The sequence below is a fragment of the Rothia sp. HMSC065D02 genome, assembly GCF_001815285.1.
GTDB classification, from domain to species: domain Bacteria; phylum Actinomycetota; class Actinomycetes; order Actinomycetales; family Micrococcaceae; genus Rothia; species Rothia dentocariosa.
In genome coordinates this window covers 438,211-453,501 of the sequence record NZ_KV820089.1, presented here as the reverse complement: position 1 = coordinate 453,501, position 15,291 = coordinate 438,211, and the positions used below count along the sequence as shown (strand labels likewise).

The following is a 15,291-nucleotide window of genomic DNA, read 5'->3' as shown; positions in this document are numbered from 1 at the left end:
CGAATGAAGCGGCGTTTTTAACTCTTTATTCACATCAAGGCTCTTTTTAGACGAGGCGAACCCCGCCGATGCACCAATCGCCGCGCCTCTTGTTAGACTTAAGGCGTGCGTGCGCCGCGAGCGCATCAAAAAGACCGCACAAGGTTCGCGGGCGATAAACGTTCGGAACACCCACCACCCCACGAGAGATAGAGACCCTTGCACGAAATTACGGCACGTTTTGCAACCCCAGCAGAAATTCAGGAGTGGGATACCCACGTGATCGCCAACCCGGACGGCGGAAATCTGCTGCAGTCCGCATCATTCGCAAAAGTCAAAGCCGACTACGGGTGGAAACCCCGCTATATCGTGTATGAAGGTACCGTCGATCGTGATGGCGAGAAGCAGCCTTTCGCCAGCTACAGCCTGGCGTTCGAGAAGAATATTCCGTTGCTGGGCAAACTCTGGTACTTCATCAAAGGCCCGGCGGTGCACGATGCAGATGAGCTGCCCGCCCTGCTGCAGGCGAACCGCCGCCTGATTACCGAGCAGAAATTGGGTGTTTTTGCCGTCAAGATCGAACCTGAAATCGTGGCGGATGAGCATGCCCAGCAGGTCATTGCGGGCACCGAGCTGGTTCGTACCGCCGATATTCAGCCGAATGACTACACCGCCATCCTCTCCACCGAGGGTACCGAGGAAGAGGTGCTTAAGTCGTTGTCTTCGCGCGGACGTAACGCTGTACGCCGCGCCACCCGTGAGGGCTGCGAGGTCAAACGGGTTGAGCTCACCGACGAAAATATGCGCGCCATGTATGCCCTTATGGATACCGTGGGGCAGGGCAAAGTTTCGCTTCTGCTGCGCCCCTACGAGTATTACCGCGACTTCTGGAGGGCCTTCGAGAATGCCGGGCAGGGCAGGCTCTACTTCACCTATGAAGACGGCAAACCTTCCGTGGGTGCCTACGTGATTAACTACGGTACGAAGGGCACCTATAAAGACGGCGGTTCTAAGCCGCGCCGTAAACAGTACGGCGACTCTCATCTGGTACAGTGGACTGCGATTACCGACCTCATGAAGGAGCACGGGATCAGCACCTATGACTTCTGCGGCACCCCGCCCGCCGCCGAACTCAAGAATAAAGAACATCCTTACTACGGTCTGGGTCTGTTCAAAACTTCGTTCACGAAGAACGTGACCGACTTCGTGGGCGTTTACGATCAGCCTATTTCAGAGCTCAAATATAAGCTCTGGAACGCCGGTGTGGAGCGGCTGATGCTTCGCCTGTGGGTGAAGAAACACCACTATTCCTTCTACTAGGAAACGCCGCACCGTCACGCCACTCACCGGTACACACAGCGCACCAGCACGCAACACGATCAAGGGATACTATGGCGAAGAACCCCGAGGAGCACAGCTACAACCCAGCCGATGAGAACGCGAGGAGTATTCGCCGCCCGGGATATTTCTTCGCCGTGCCTCTCTCCGAAGTGCACGACTCCAAGCTGCGTGAGGCGCTTGCCCACAGTGGCAAGGAGGTCGAGCAGGCCGAGCAGGCGCGCGAGGCGCTTTATGAGGTTGCAGCGGCGCACGGCGTGGAAACCGATACGGACGATACCCAGCTTCTTCCCGTGGACGAATCCGGTATGCCTCTCGACGAGGCACCGCAGATGCCCTATGAACCGGAGATCCCCTACGAGGAAATCCCCGAAGAACCCGTAATCCAGGCGGTGCAGAGTGTGCCGCCCGAGATACCGCATCCGCAGGAGCCTCCCGCGCAGACCTCCAGCAATATCGTCACGGAGGTCGCTAAATACCGCCAGTCCCAGCCCGTCCCCATGACGGGCATGATTCCGCAGGTGCCCAATTCGCATGCGGCACAGCGGTTCGGCGGTGTAGAGCCCACGGCGAGCGCACCCCCGGTATCCGTACCCACTACGACGATGCCCGCCGGGCGTGGCACGGGCGGGCGGTGGGGCGTGCGAACCACCCTGCGTTCCTTCGTGCGTGCTGACGGCCAGGCGGCGGCGCACGTGGCGCCGCGCGGTGCGGCGCGCATCGCCCAGCGGCAGTTCACCCCGCGCGCCAAACGTGAAGAACGTGCCCGGCGTGAGGCCCTGTACCGCGAGAAAGAATACGCCCGCGACACCCTCAATTTCACGCTGCGCCTGGCGGAGGCCATGTTCTACTATGGCGCGGACGCGATGGACGTAGACTCGGCGATTATCGCGGTGTCTTCGGCGTATGGGCTCGATTCGGTGGATGTTAATATCACCAACCAGTCGGTGACCATCAACTACACCTCCGACCCCGATATTTACATGGAGTCGCGGATCAGCTCGCGAACCATGAGCGCCGACTCCCGGTTCACCCATACGCTCGTGCGCGTGGTGCGCACCTCTACCGAGAATTATGAGGCGCTCGCTTCTACCTACGGGCTGATTCACGATATTACCGAGGGCGGCATGACCTTGGAGGACGCCGACCTTCGCCTGAGCGAGATTACGAACCATCCTAAACCGTATCCGCCGCTGATTACCTGGCTGGCGAATATTGGCTGCGCAACCACGCTGACCGCGGCGCTGGGGGCGAGCTGGTCTACCGCAACCGCTGCGGCGATCGTGTTCATTCCCGTGTACCTGCTGATTCAGTGGCTCAATAAGATTGGCATGCCTACGTTTTTCCGTATGGCGGCGAGCGCGGGTCTGCTGACCTTCCTGGCAATTTGGCTGGGCGGGGATCATTCTATGATTCGCCGTCCGGGGGAGTCGATTTCGGCGCCTCTGGTGGTTGCCGCCGGGCTGATCATGTTCCTGCCGACCTCGCGTCTGGTGGGCGCGGTTCAGGATGCGATTAACGGTTTCCCGGTGACCGCGGCGGGAAGATTCGTTTCGACGGGCATGAGCTTTTTGGGTCTGGTGATCGGCATCGCCTCGGCGGTGAATGCGATTAGCCTGTTTGGCGGCCCGATTCTGGATATTGAGCAGACCCGGTTTGATCTTCCTTCGCCGCTTACGTTCTCGGTGTTCATGCTGGCGGCGACGGTTACGTTTGCGATTACCCTGCACACGAAGCTCGTGAAGCTGGGGTGGCTGGTACTCATTACCTGTAGTGCCCTGGTGACCTATCACCTGTATACCTACCTGGTGGGGGTCGATTCTGGGCGTGCGAATACGGCGCTTGCAGCCCTCATAATTGGCATGCTGAGCACCTACGTGGCGTACCGACTGCATGCCCCGCAGGCAGTTTTTTCGATTCCCGCGCTGACCTTCCTGCTGCCTGGTCTGTCGTTCTTCCGCGGCATGTACCTGCTGACGGTTGAGACGAACGTGGTTTGGGGCATCCAGAGCATGATTTCGGCGGTTTCGATTGTGATTGCGATGGCGGCGGGCGTAACGCTGGGCAACTACCTGATGCAGTATCTGCTGCAGCGTTTCGCGGTTCCGCGCAATGTGCCCGCGGAGGCCGCCGAGTAGCGCATCCGTGGTTCTTACATTCCCTTGATGCGGGATGTTACAAAGGCTCTTTATTCCTCTGTGGAATAAAGAGCCTTTTTATGTAGGTATGAGTGGGCGGATGCGCGTTACTTGACCGTCCAGTCCACCGGTTCCGCACCCTGCTCTACCAGCAGCGTATTCACCCGCGAGAACGGGCGTGAACCGAAGAACCCGCGATGCGCCGATAGCGGCGACGGATGCGCAGACTCCACACACGGGTACGGTTCCAGCATCGGGGCGGTGCGCCGCGCATCCGCACCCCACAGCAGCCCGACCAGGGGCTTATTGCGTGCTGCCAGCGCCCGAATAGCGCACTCAGTCACCTCTTCCCACCCCTTATTGCGATGCGACCCCGGCGCCCCTTCACGCACGCTGAGCACACGGTTCATAAGCATAATGCCCTCATCGGACCACGAGCTCAGATCGCCGTGCTGCGCGGGCTCAATCCCCAAATCGTCGGACAATTCTCGGTAAATATTGATGAGCGATTTCGGCAGGGGCATATCCCGCTGCACCGAGAACGAAAGCCCCATCGCGTTCCCGGGGGTGGGGTAGGGGTCTTGCCCCACGATCAGCACCTTGACCTCGTTCATGGGGCGTGAGAATGCGCGGAAAATATTCTGACCTGTGGGAAAAGTTCGGTGTCCCGCCGCGTGTTCGGTGCGTAAAAACTCGCCCATGGCGTGGATTTTATCTTCGACGGGCGCGAGGGCCTGCGCCCAGTCTTCGCTCATAATGTCGGTCAGCGGCGGGTTCGTCATGAAAATACTCCCTGAGAAAATTTGACTCTGATAACACGGTGACTTCAACCAACATACTCTAAAGTGTTCATGTAGACCACCTATGTTCGTCAGGAATCCAGATGCCGATACCTTCTTCGGAAACCCCCGAACCTTCGCCTGCTGGCGGCTCCGATGCCGCCGAACCCGCAGCGGCAGTCCCCGCCGATAGCCCCGAACCCAGCCCCACAACACAGCCTGCGTCTTCTGTCCCCGGCACTTCTGAGACCCGCGAAACCGGCGGAAAAACTGAGAACACGCGAAAATCCGCCCTCACCGATTTAGAGCGTGCCATGATCGCCCTGGAAAAACGGCACTGGAAGTACCAGGGCACCAAAGAGAAGGCGATTACCGCGCTCGGGCTCACCCCGATCGCCTACTACCAGAAGCTCAACACGATGATTGATAGCCAGCGTGTGATCGCCGCCGAACCTATCCTGATGCACCGCCTGCGCGAGGTTCGCGACCGCAGCTAGAGGCAGCCGCACCGATGTGTGCATGAGCGCACGCCGTTCTGAACAGGACGGATAAAGCCCCATACGGTACCCTGTAAGAGAGAGCTTTGGCAGGGCTCCACCGCGCAGAGCGGTACATCTATTACTCAAACTAGGGAAGTCATGAGCCAATACCCGCACGATGAATTCGACGACATCGACGAGAATACCGCCCGACGTGGAACATACCGCGGTGTGATTGACGACCCTTCTAAGAGCCCCAAAGGCATTATTCCCGTTGTCGTCGCCGGTATTTTATCGCTCGTGATCGGCGGCGCTATGTACATTAACCACCCGCGCAGCAGCTCGCCCGAGGCCGCCGCGCGCGCCAAGAGCTACAGTGCCCCCGCCTCGCCTTCGGAATCATCGTCGCCCTCTGCCTCAGCATCCGAGCAGGCTAAGGATGCGAACGTGGCGGTCTATAATGCATCCGCGCCCGGCGGGTCTGCGGCCAAGGCAAGCGCCGCGCTTGAGGGTTACACGATTACCGAAACCGCGAACTGGTCGGGCACCCCGCCGGAATCCAGCACGGTCTACTACAAGGATGAGGCCAAGAAGTCGCAGGCCGAAGCTATTGCGAAGACCCTGAATATCACGACGGTTCAGGAGAGCTCAGACGCCTCGATTCTGGGCGAGAACGATATTGTGGTGGTGCTCGCCACCGACTACAGCTAACGGCATTAACCGGCTTGATACCGCGGTGTGCGGTACCGTTTATCATCCCCGCTAGTTTCGGGAACGTCCTGTGAGTCCTATGCGCTCGCACATAACATTGCCCGGCGCTCGTACCTGGTTCTTCCGCTCTGTGCATTCGCTTGAAGCCGTACCCGTTCACCCCATTGCGGCTTTCCGTGTGTCTCAAGAATGCGCTGAGGGCGATTAAGCTAAATTCGGTGCTCAAAATGTTTGCCCTCGGGCGCACCAAGTGCCAAAATTGTTTTTAGCACTCGGCGCCTTCAGGTGCTAAAACCGGTATCAAAATCTGCTTCGGCAGACCGGAAAACCTGAGCGCTCCATTCGAAACGTCCAGGAGGGATATCGCCACATGGCAAAACTTATTGCTTTTGATGAAGAAGCTCGCCGCGGTCTAGAGCGCGGACTGAACACTCTAGCCGATGCCGTTAAGGTAACTCTTGGCCCCCGTGGCCGCAACGTCGTGCTTGAGAAGTCGTGGGGCGCACCCACGATCACCAACGACGGTGTTTCCATCGCTAAAGAGATCGAGCTTGAAGACCCCTATGAAAAGATTGGCGCCGAACTCGTCAAAGAGGTAGCCAAGAAGACCGACGATATCGCAGGTGACGGTACCACCACCGCAACTGTGCTCGCTCAGGCGCTCGTGCGTGAGGGCCTGCGCAACGTGGCTGCCGGTGCTGACCCGCTGAGCCTCAAGCGCGGTATTGAGAAGGCTGTTGAGGAGGTCACCAAGACCCTGCTCGACTCCGCGAAAGAGGTTGAGACCGAGGAAGAGATCGCGGCAACCGCATCCATCTCTGCGGGCGATAAAGAGATCGGTAAGCTGATCGCTCAGGCAATGGAGAAGGTCGGCAAGGAAGGCGTGATTACCGTTGAGGAATCCAACACCTTCGGCCTGCACCTGGAACTCACCGAGGGTATGCGCTTCGATAAGGGCTTCCTCTCCGGCTACTTCGTGACCGACCCCGAGCGTCAGGAAGCCGTGCTGGAAGACCCCTACATCCTGGTGGTCAACCAGAAGATCTCGAACGTGAAGGATCTGGTTCCCGTTCTTGAGAAGGTCATGCAGTCCGGCAAACCGCTGCTGATTATCGCCGAGGATGTTGAGGGCGAAGCTCTGGCGCTGCTCGTGCTGAACAAGATGCGCGGCTCCATCAAATCCGTTGCCGTGAAGGCACCCGGTTTTGGTGACCGTCGCAAGGCTATGATGGCTGATATTGCGATCCTCACCGGCGGCCAGGTTATTACCGAAGAGGTCGGCCTGTCCCTGGATACCGCAACCCTTGAGATGCTGGGTAAGGCACGCAAGGTTGTTGTCACCAAGGATGAGACCACTATTATTGAGGGCGCTGGCGACGCCGCCGCACTTGAGGGTCGCGTGGCACAGATTCGCGCCGAGATCGCAAACTCCGATTCCGACTACGACCGCGAGAAGCTGCAGGAGCGCCTGGCAAAGCTCGCCGGTGGTGTGGCTGTGCTCAAGGCTGGCGCGGCAACCGAGGTTGAGCTGAAGGAACGCAAGCACCGCATTGAGGATGCTGTGCGCAACGCAAAGGCAGCCGTTGAAGAGGGTATCGTCCCCGGCGGCGGCGTGGCACTGATTCAGGCGGGCGCGAAGGTCTTCGACAAGCTCGACCTGAAGGGTGACGAGGCAACCGGCGCGAACATCGTGCGCGTGGCTATCGATGCGCCGCTGAAGCAGATCGCAACGAACGCTGGCCTTGAGCCCGGCGTGGTGGTTGATAAGGTTCGTTCCCTGCCCGAGGGCACCGGTCTGAACGCTGCAACCGGCGAGTACGAAGATCTCATGGCTGCGGGTATTAACGACCCCGTGAAGGTGACCCGTTCCGCTCTGCAGAACGCAGCATCGATCGCCGGTCTGTTCCTGACCACCGAGGCTGTGGTGGCGAACAAGCCTGAGCCCGCATCCGCTGCGGCGCCTGCTGCTGACCCGATGGGCGGCATGATGTAACGTTTCCCGACTGAGGGAGTATGTTGAAGCTCTCCGGGGTGGGTTCCTGACCGGCACAATGCCGGGTGCGGGACTCGCCCCGGAGAGCTTTTTGTTTGTGTTTTTCCTTTTCAGAGCCGAGAGCAGATAGTATTTCGACGAAAAGATAACGGATTGCTATCTGCTCGTCGAAATACTATCTGCTCGCGTAGATGCGCGATTGCTCGCAACGTGCGCCGTGATTCGTTCGGGATGGGCGAGCCGCGCGGTATGCTGGATTTATGATGTCTAACACCACCTCCAAATCTTCCGAAAACAACGCCCCCGATACCCCCGCCCGTTCCGGCCAAAACACAAAGAGCATCGGCTCGCGAAATTCATTTCTGAGCATCGGGTCGGTGAACTCGGTCTGCAGCATTGGCTCCGTCAATTCGGCGTTTTCGATCGGCTCGGTTTTCTCGTTCGGGTCTATCGGCTCGGCCTTTTCTTCGTTGTCCATTGCCTCGTGCCTGAGCTTCATGAGCGTGTTATCGGTTTTATCGGAAGCATCTGTGCTCTCGGCACGGTCGTACAGGTCGGTGCTTAAGGCGGGCCAGCAGAAGAAGGCAAAGAAGCCGTAGCCTTCCCGCCCGATCCAGTCCCGCCTGCTAAAAAGAGCCTTTATTTGAATAAAGCGTAGTTTTCGCCGCTTTATTCACATAAAGGCTCTTTTTTCGATGGGGCAGGGGCAAAGGAGCACACCTGGCGGCGCGCAGGCAGTGCCGCCTGGCGGGTTACCCGTGCCCGCGCATCCACAGGGTAGAATGGTGGGGCTATGGAATGCGCCTATTACCGTGAGAGTCTTTGCCGCTCCTGCACCAACATCGAAACCCCGTACCCCGCCCAGCTCGCGGCAAAACAGGCCGATGCGCGCAGGCTTCTGGCGGCGTACCCTCACCTAACCTGGCTGGAACCCGTCGCCAGCACCGAGGCGCATTTTCGGAATAAGGCGAAGCTGGTGGTGGGCGGTTCGGCGCAGAACCCGTCCCTGGGTATCGTTGATTATCGTTCGGGGCGCGCCACCGATTTAAGCGAATGTCCGCTCTATATTGAGCCGATTGAGCACGCCATTCCGGTGCTGCACGAGCTTATACAGCGTGCCGATTTGACCCCGTATGACATTCCGGCCCGGCGCGGTGAGCTCAAGAATATTCTGGTGACCGCATCCGAGACGGGCGAGCTGATGGTGCGGTTTGTGCTCCGCTCGAAGAAGCTGCTGGTGCCTATTCGCCGCCAACTGGGGTGGCTGCAGGAGCGTCTGCCGAAGTTGGCGGTGCTGTCGGTGAATCTGCTGCGCGAGCATGTGGCGCTGATTGAGGGCGATGAGGAGATTATTCTGACTGATCGGCAAACCCTGCCGATGCGCGTGAACGGCATGAGCCTGCACCTGCGCCCGCAGAGTTTCTTTCAGACGAACACGCAGATTGCGCAGGCGATGTACGCGCAGGGCCGCGAGTGGGTGGCGCAGGTTCAGCCGCGCACGCTCTGGGATTTGTATTGCGGCGTGGGCGGTTTTGCCCTGCACGCGGCGCAGGTGATGCACGGTGAGGTCACCGGGATCGAGATCAGTGCGGAGGCGATTCGCAGCGCCCAGCGTACCGTTGCCGAGCAGGGGCTTGAGGGCGTGAAATTTGCGGCGGGGGATGCGGCCGAGTTCGCCGTGAACGCCCGCGAAACCCCCGAGATGCTGGTGGTGAACCCGCCCCGGCGAGGTATTGGTGAGAGGCTGTGCGCCTGGGTTGAGGACTCCGGGATTGAGCACGTAATTTATTCGAGCTGCAACGCGAAAACCCTTGCCGCTGACCTAGCGCGCATGCCTTCCTATAAGCCGATCGCTGCGTGTGTGCTCGATATGTTCCCGCACACGAACCACTATGAGGTTATGGTGTTGCTAAGGAAAACTTAGGAAGCCTTTAGTAAAAATTCTTTAAGATAATGACAATGTTGATTTGACCTTTGGAAAGGAATTTATTGATATAAATATTTATACTTTGGCAACATTAAGCTATAGTGATGACAACAATTATTTATTCACATAAATCTACAATAAGGCGGCGATTTTCTGGGAAATTAGAAATTTGTAAAAGGTAGAAACTTTCGTTTATTAGGATAATTGTAGAAATATCTATAAAATTACTTTTAAGGAGTATTAATGTCTGTTGATAGAATAGGTGTAAACGCAACAGCTAAAATAATTTCTCAAATGGGTCTTATTTTTAGAGAGCAACCGACAGACGACTATGGGATTGATGCACAAATAGAGACTATTGATAATAATTATGCAAGTGGAAAACTAATTGCTGTCCAGATTAAGTCTGGAGAATCATTTTTTGAGGAGGTGAAAGATGGTAAAATTATATTTAGAGGCAAGAAAAAGCATTATGATTACTGGTTGAATCATTCATTACCTGTCATTATTGTTTTATATAGACCGTCTGATGATAAGTGTTATTGGAGAGAAGTGAATAGTGATACTGCCATATTGACAGATACCAGTTGGAAAATTGAAATTCCGATTTCAAATACTTTAGATGATGCTAAAATTCAATTGACAAGAATTGCTGATAATTTAACTGAGTATGAAAGGAAGTTTAATAGTCTGCTTTTGGCGAAGCCATGGATGAAAGAGATAATTTCAGGAAATAAGGTGGTATTAAATGTTCAAGAATGGGTTAATAAGTCATCAGGAAGAGGAGAATTCAATCTCAAAATAATTGATAAAAATGGTAAAGAGAGGCAAGTTTTTGATCGCTCGTTTTTTGGGTTTGGATATACACCTTACGAGCAAGTTCTTAAAGGTTTGTTCCCTTGGGCTAGAATTATTATTGACGCTGATTTCTATGAAGAATATGAGGATGAAATTTGGGACGAATGGGATCATGTTGAAATTTTGGAAGAGTATTTTGAAAATACTATATGTGATTGTCCTAAATCAGCGGATTTTGCACGTAATTACGACAGTTTGAATAATATGTGCCCAAATACCTATTCTTCTATGGAAGAAGATATGCAAAATGTCGAGAACATTAGGCCTTACACTGAGGATGGTGAAGTTGCACTTTATCAATTAATTCTTGAATTAAATGATGTTGGTAAAGCATTTTTGTTATTGGATGAATTTATAGAAGGTGCGGATTTTTATAAGTTGGATAAAGGTTTATTAGAGTAACCTAGACAAACTTAATATTTATTCCTGACGAACTAAAGTTTATTGTATAGTGTAGGTATTTTATAAGCGCATAATTAAGATAATGATACTACTTAGATTCAGATAATTGTACTTATGATATACCACTCTCCGACCTCTAGCATTTATTGTCTTCGCTTTTATTCTTGACCAAAAACCACCTGCTCGCGGTGCTGTCGGGGCAGTCCGCAGCGTAGTGGGTGCGAGGCAGTGGGTGGTGGTACCTAGAGGCAATGCGCAGAGCAAATCATGCACCCGCGCGGCCCTTTGTCTCATCCCGAGCCTCCTGCGCCCGAATAGCTCGTGCGGTCGGGCCGAGAATGAACGTGAATACGGTGGCGATGATGAAGAGTGCCCCTCCGGCAACAATGGTGTTGATCGCGCCTAACGCTGGTACCGCCCATCCGGTGATGAGGTACCCAACCATACCCGCTAGGGAGAAAACCACACCCATGAAGCTGTAGACGCGCCCGCGCATGTGTTCGTCGATAGCGTCTGCGAAGAGGACTTGCCCGAGCACTTCTTCGGGTCCGTAGAACATGCCCCAGATGAACCAGAGCACGAGTACCGCCCACAGCGCCGGGTGTAGTCCCATACTCAGGCAGACGGCACCGTAGCCGAGTCCGGAGATGCACATCCATCCGCGTTTGGTCATACGCACCCGCCCGGTGCCTGTGCCGACGCTGAGTTTGGCTGAGAGCCAGGAGCTGATCACGCATCCGGCGGCGTAGACGGAAGTTGCGATTCCGAAGGCGGTGTAGTCGTGCCCGAGGTCGCGGGTGAGGTATTCGAGCATGGGCAGGGTGGTGATGGGTACGGCGGCGATGGAGAGGAACCAGAAGATGAGCATGCCGCGCACGACAGGGTTGTGTGCGGTGTAGGCGGCGCCTTCGCGTAGGAGTCTGCCGGTGTGGTGTTCCTGCACGGTGGCGGTGCGTTCGGCGTGGGTGAGGTCGTAGTTGCGTATGGTGGCGACGGTGAGGGCGGCGAGCAGGTTGAGGGTTCCTGCGAATCCGACGGCGAGGGCTGGGGTGGTGAAGGATGCGACGGCGGCTGCGATGGTGGGGCCGAGGGTTTGGGCGAGGAAGATGAGGCTGCCGCGGCGTGCTATGTATTTTTGGTAGTCGTCGCCGAGTAGGGAGGGCATGGCGGCTGAGGCTGCGGGGGATGAGAAGGTGCCGAAGGTTGAGACGAGGAATGCGATGGTGAGGAAGGCGGGTAGTCCTGCGGCGGCGTAAAGGGCTGGGGACGCGATGAGTAGGGCGGCGCTGGCGAGTCTGAAGCTGACGGTGAGGGTTTTGCGGTTGAATTTGTCGGCGATAGTGCCTGCGAAGGGTGCGAAGAGGATGACGGGCATTGCTTCGACGACCATGACGATAGCGGAGTGGGCGAGGTCGCCGGTGGTGCCGTAGGTCAGCAGGGGCATGGCGATAGCTTGGATGCTGGAGGCCAGAGCATCAGAAACCTGCGCGGTCAGGAGTGTGAACTGCCCGCGTGCGTTCAGCGGCGTTGCTGATGTGGGTTTTGATGCTGTGGATGTGGGATTTGCGATCGAGTCTGGTGTGTTTGTTGGGGTGCGCGGCTTAGATGGTTCAGGGGTCTCAGGCGAAGGGTCTGTGGTGCGTCTCATAATACTGTGGATTCTATCACGGGTGAGAAGGCTGGTATGTGAGGTATGGTCATGCGGGTTTTGGGGTGAGACTGCGGCAGGTCTGCCGGATGAACTCACGGTAACCGAGACGAAATAGGACGCGCGAGCAGATAGGGCTTCGGCGAGCAGGTAACAGATTATATCTGCTCGCGGTGTTATCGGGGTTGCCCGCAACGTGGTGGAGGTGAAGCGGTAGTACGGTAGCGGCGTGTTGGCGTGTCGCTGTGGGTTTCGCGCCATAAAGCGCCACAAACAAAATTTTGGGTGTTTCTATCCGAAAATCCTAGGTTTAAGGAAACGTTAAGGGTAATCTAATGCCTGAACGACGTTTCAAGGACAAACGGAGGAATCCATGAGTCAATACGAGACCGAAGTGACCGAGGGCGTGTTCCCACTCGGCGGCGTGAACGATGCGCTCGCCCAGTATTTCAGCGGCACCAGCTACATGAATACGCTGGTAAATGATCCGGATGTGCCTGTCACCGTGGCGAACGTAAGTTTCGAGCCGGGTGTTCGCAATAACTGGCACAAGCATAATGACGGGTTCCAGATCATCCTGGCGACGGCGGGGGAGGGGTGGTACCAGGAAGAAGGTCAGCCACCCGTCAAACTTCGCGCGGGGGATGTGGCGGTCGCCAAAGACGGCGTAAAACATTGGCACGGAGCTACGGTAGACTCATGGTTCTCCCATATCGTCATTACAGCAGGTACGGCAGAATGGCTGGAGCCTGTAGAAGACAGTGTATATACGGAAATACATAACTAGGAGCAAAAAATGGGAAATCGGAAATACATCGAGGATTTCAGAATGCTTCGTATTGATGAACAACAGCATAATATTATGGCTCTTGTAGGAAATGGATTTGACATACAAGTTTTAAATTTTTTGAATAAACACATTAAAACCTCTTATTATGATTTTTATAATTTTTTAGTATGGCAAAAAATTGATGATTCAAATATACTTTTTAATCAAATGAAAAGTATGAAAAATAAATATGAAAAGGATCCAGAAATAAACCATAATCTGCAAAATTGGAGCGATTTTGAATCTGGAATTATCAGTATATTTAATGATAGATGGGTGAGGTATTCGGACCTTGAAGATTCCCTGGAAGAGCTGCGGTCTTATTTTTCTATATTTCTAAATGAGGTTGTTACTCCAGAAGTAAATAATAATCTTGGAAAACATGCCCAAGAGAATAGTCTTGCGAATAATACTTTTCAGAAGTTTTTTGGCGATCTAAGTGATGATGATATAGTTAAGTGTGAGTTTTCAAAGAAAACTGACCATTATAATTTATATAATTGGCAGATATTTAACTTTAATTTTACATCGTTATTAGATAATTACATGTATCTTGATAGAAAACAATTTAACCCAGAGCCTCATAAGACGGTTGATACTAATTACCTATTTTATCCAAATCCTCGATCGGTGGGTGGTACAAGGAACATGGGTAACAATGGGGATACTATTTGGTCGAGTTATATTATATCTAACGTGGTTCATCCTCATGGGTACCAGAACATTCCGAAGTCTATGCTTTTTGGGGTTAATAGCCAAGAACAAATATATTCTGCAGGTAGCAGGAGATTAAATAGCTTCATAAAACCATATTGGGCTCAGAATGATTTGAAGTATTCTCATCTTTTCGAAGACACAGATTTATATATTATTTTTGGTATGTCCTTGGGCATAACTGATCAATGGTGGTGGAGAAAGATCGTTGATTCATTAGAAATGTCTGATTCAGAACTTATATTGTATAACTATTGTCGTAGTGCATCGGAGGTACTTCAGGAGACAGTTAAAGAACAGTTTATGGATGCCTCTGGTTGGGTAGGTGAAGATACGAGGAAGAGTCATATTATGGATAAAATATACGTGGTTAATTTTGATAATAACACTCCACGTTTTGCGTTCAGCATGATTCCATACTCTGAAGCGTAACTAATCTAGAAAGGAAAATCATATGCCTGATTGGCTTTTTCATTGGACGCATGATGAGGTTTTCAAAGAAGTTCTTAAGGTATCCATACCTGCCCTTGGGTCGATATTAGCGGCACTTATTGCTTGGTACGGAATTCGCCGAACAGCTAAAGTAACTCAGGAAGCTTTGGAAAACTCTAAGGAGGCTACACCGCCAGAACTTTTGCGCCTGGAAAAATGGTCGACAATTCTGAAGGATTCTAGCGATTACCCTGAGAACATTAAGAATGAATTGGATATAAATGCTATCCATTCTACCTATAATGATATTATTAAACGAGCCACTCTAGAAAATAAGGTTATTAAACTTGGTATTTTATCAGCTGAAGTTAGGGAAAATTTAATTTCAATTAAACTAAGTTCAGGGGGAGTATATTATCCAAGACCTTCATGGGGGAAAATGGTGTTAAAGAATTGGGCGATAAGTATAACTTTAATTATTGGTTTTCTAATCAATTTTATAACTCTAGGATTTGGCGTCGCTACAGGACGTACACCTTTCTGGTTATTTATTATATTTTTTGCAAGTTTTACATTTGCAGGGGTCATGACTTTTCGTGTAGAGAATTTTAATAAAACACAGAAAAATATTATTTTCCGTAATGGATATCATGCACTTCGGGATGTTTATCTAGCGAGGGAATCCATTAGCCTTGTCGAGACTTCCAGAGAGATTAAAGAGCGGGAAGGATTTGAAAAGACTAGGATTTATAAGGAGTGGGAAAATAAAATTAAAGAAGAGTATCCCAAGTGGACCTCATGGAACTATGGGTTAGATATTGGGGATAACAATAAGCCTGATGATTATGGCGATATTAAGCCTTCTAAAATTCAATCTATAGCCCTATGGATTAAAAACCTATTTCAAAAATCTACTCCAGAAAACCCTGATCAAGAGCCCTAACCATTCTTCTGGTGTTTAGCCACCACCTCGGGGTGGGCATCAAGTAGTGCCAGCCCTGCGGTGGTGAGCTCGTAGGATTGCACGGAAACCGCATCCTTAAGCTGAGGGGGGGGGGGGGAGG

13 protein-coding genes are annotated in these 15,291 nt (G+C 53.2%); 10 read left to right on the top strand and 3 right to left on the bottom strand.

Annotation, left to right across the window (positions count from 1 at the left end; all coding sequences use genetic code 11):
- Nucleotides 1-198 precede the first annotated feature (198 nt).
- Nucleotides 199-1,299, top strand: a complete 1,101-nt coding sequence (locus tag HMPREF3016_RS06090; RefSeq protein ID WP_048754154.1) for a lipid II:glycine glycyltransferase FemX — start codon at nt 199-201, stop codon at nt 1,297-1,299.
- A 71-nt stretch (nt 1,300-1,370) separates the two neighbouring features.
- Complete coding sequence (locus HMPREF3016_RS06085; RefSeq protein WP_070535363.1) at nt 1,371-3,455, top strand: threonine/serine exporter family protein; 2,085 nt, start codon at nt 1,371-1,373, stop codon at nt 3,453-3,455.
- 107 nt (nt 3,456-3,562) lie between these two features.
- Here HMPREF3016_RS06085 and HMPREF3016_RS06080 read toward each other — a convergent pair whose 3' ends face one another.
- Nucleotides 3,563-4,237, bottom strand: a complete 675-nt coding sequence (locus HMPREF3016_RS06080; protein WP_004005592.1) for a uracil-DNA glycosylase — start codon at nt 4,235-4,237, stop codon at nt 3,563-3,565.
- 101 nt (nt 4,238-4,338) lie between these two features.
- On the opposite strand from HMPREF3016_RS06080, the gene HMPREF3016_RS06075 reads away from it, so the two are divergent.
- The 3 genes from HMPREF3016_RS06075 (at nt 4,339) to groL (ending at nt 7,417) form a co-directional block, all read left to right on the top strand.
- Entirely contained in the window at nt 4,339-4,731 is a 393-nt protein-coding gene (locus HMPREF3016_RS06075) for a DUF3263 domain-containing protein (protein ID WP_070740990.1), read from the top strand.
- Between the two features lie 141 nt (nt 4,732-4,872).
- The gene (locus HMPREF3016_RS06070; protein ID WP_048754151.1) at nt 4,873-5,424 is read left to right on the top strand and encodes a LytR C-terminal domain-containing protein; all 552 of its coding nucleotides are present in this window, start codon (nt 4,873-4,875) and stop codon (nt 5,422-5,424) included.
- A 370-nt stretch (nt 5,425-5,794) separates the two neighbouring features.
- Complete coding sequence (gene groL, locus HMPREF3016_RS06065; protein ID WP_048779917.1) at nt 5,795-7,417, top strand: chaperonin GroEL; 1,623 nt, start codon at nt 5,795-5,797, stop codon at nt 7,415-7,417.
- Between the two features lie 175 nt (nt 7,418-7,592).
- Here groL and HMPREF3016_RS06060 read toward each other — a convergent pair whose 3' ends face one another.
- Nucleotides 7,593-7,895, bottom strand: a complete 303-nt coding sequence (locus HMPREF3016_RS06060; protein ID WP_083315892.1) for a hypothetical protein — start codon at nt 7,893-7,895, stop codon at nt 7,593-7,595.
- Between the two features lie 315 nt (nt 7,896-8,210).
- Between HMPREF3016_RS06060 and rlmC the strand changes: the two genes are divergently transcribed.
- Nucleotides 8,211-9,341, top strand: coding sequence for a 23S rRNA (uracil(747)-C(5))-methyltransferase RlmC (rlmC, locus tag HMPREF3016_RS06055; protein WP_070740983.1), 1,131 nt, complete (start codon nt 8,211-8,213; stop codon nt 9,339-9,341).
- Nucleotides 9,342-9,587: 246 nt separating this feature from the next.
- Nucleotides 9,588-10,604 carry a DUF4365 domain-containing protein gene (locus tag HMPREF3016_RS06050; protein ID WP_070740981.1) on the top strand — a complete coding sequence of 339 codons (1,017 nt, stop codon included), beginning with the start codon at nt 9,588-9,590 and terminating at the stop codon, nt 10,602-10,604.
- A gap of 265 nt (nt 10,605-10,869) precedes the next feature.
- On the opposite strand, the gene HMPREF3016_RS06045 is transcribed toward HMPREF3016_RS06050, so the two are convergent.
- On the bottom strand, nt 10,870-12,252 hold the full coding sequence (locus tag HMPREF3016_RS06045; protein WP_246828490.1) for an MFS transporter: 1,383 nt from the start codon (nt 12,250-12,252) through the stop codon (nt 10,870-10,872).
- A 373-nt stretch (nt 12,253-12,625) separates the two neighbouring features.
- Between HMPREF3016_RS06045 and HMPREF3016_RS06040 the strand changes: the two genes are divergently transcribed.
- Genes HMPREF3016_RS06040 through HMPREF3016_RS06030 form a run of 3 tightly spaced genes read left to right on the top strand, consistent with a single transcriptional unit; the run spans nt 12,626 to nt 15,170 of the window.
- Nucleotides 12,626-13,039 (top strand): cupin domain-containing protein, encoded by a 414-nt coding sequence (locus tag HMPREF3016_RS06040; protein WP_070740978.1) that lies wholly within the window; start codon nt 12,626-12,628, stop codon nt 13,037-13,039.
- 42 nt (nt 13,040-13,081) lie between these two features.
- On the top strand, nt 13,082-14,227 hold the full coding sequence (locus tag HMPREF3016_RS06035) for an AbiH family protein (protein ID WP_168165981.1): 1,146 nt from the start codon (nt 13,082-13,084) through the stop codon (nt 14,225-14,227).
- A gap of 22 nt (nt 14,228-14,249) precedes the next feature.
- Nucleotides 14,250-15,170, top strand: coding sequence for a hypothetical protein (locus HMPREF3016_RS06030; RefSeq protein WP_070740972.1), 921 nt, complete (start codon nt 14,250-14,252; stop codon nt 15,168-15,170).
- Nucleotides 15,171-15,291: the final 121 nt, after the last annotated feature.

Bases quoted from the DNA above. Each gene is read 5' to 3' on its own strand.
- HMPREF3016_RS06085 (WP_070535363.1), top strand. From the start codon at position 1,371: ATGGCGAAGAACCCCGAGGAGCACAGCTACAACCCAGCCGATGAGAAC.
- HMPREF3016_RS06080 (WP_004005592.1), bottom strand. From the start codon at position 4,237: ATGACGAACCCGCCGCTGACCGACATTATGAGCGAAGACTGGGCGCAG.
- HMPREF3016_RS06075 (WP_070740990.1), top strand. From the start codon at position 4,339: ATGCCGATACCTTCTTCGGAAACCCCCGAACCTTCGCCTGCTGGCGGC.
- HMPREF3016_RS06070 (WP_048754151.1), top strand. From the start codon at position 4,873: ATGAGCCAATACCCGCACGATGAATTCGACGACATCGACGAGAATACC.
- groL (WP_048779917.1), top strand. From the start codon at position 5,795: ATGGCAAAACTTATTGCTTTTGATGAAGAAGCTCGCCGCGGTCTAGAG.
- HMPREF3016_RS06060 (WP_083315892.1), bottom strand. From the start codon at position 7,895: ATGGACAACGAAGAAAAGGCCGAGCCGATAGACCCGAACGAGAAAACC.
- rlmC (WP_070740983.1), top strand. From the start codon at position 8,211: ATGGAATGCGCCTATTACCGTGAGAGTCTTTGCCGCTCCTGCACCAAC.
- HMPREF3016_RS06050 (WP_070740981.1), top strand. From the start codon at position 9,588: ATGTCTGTTGATAGAATAGGTGTAAACGCAACAGCTAAAATAATTTCT.
- HMPREF3016_RS06045 (WP_246828490.1), bottom strand. From the start codon at position 12,252: ATGAGACGCACCACAGACCCTTCGCCTGAGACCCCTGAACCATCTAAG.
- HMPREF3016_RS06040 (WP_070740978.1), top strand. From the start codon at position 12,626: ATGAGTCAATACGAGACCGAAGTGACCGAGGGCGTGTTCCCACTCGGC.
- HMPREF3016_RS06035 (WP_168165981.1), top strand. From the start codon at position 13,082: ATGCTTCGTATTGATGAACAACAGCATAATATTATGGCTCTTGTAGGA.
- HMPREF3016_RS06030 (WP_070740972.1), top strand. From the start codon at position 14,250: ATGCCTGATTGGCTTTTTCATTGGACGCATGATGAGGTTTTCAAAGAA.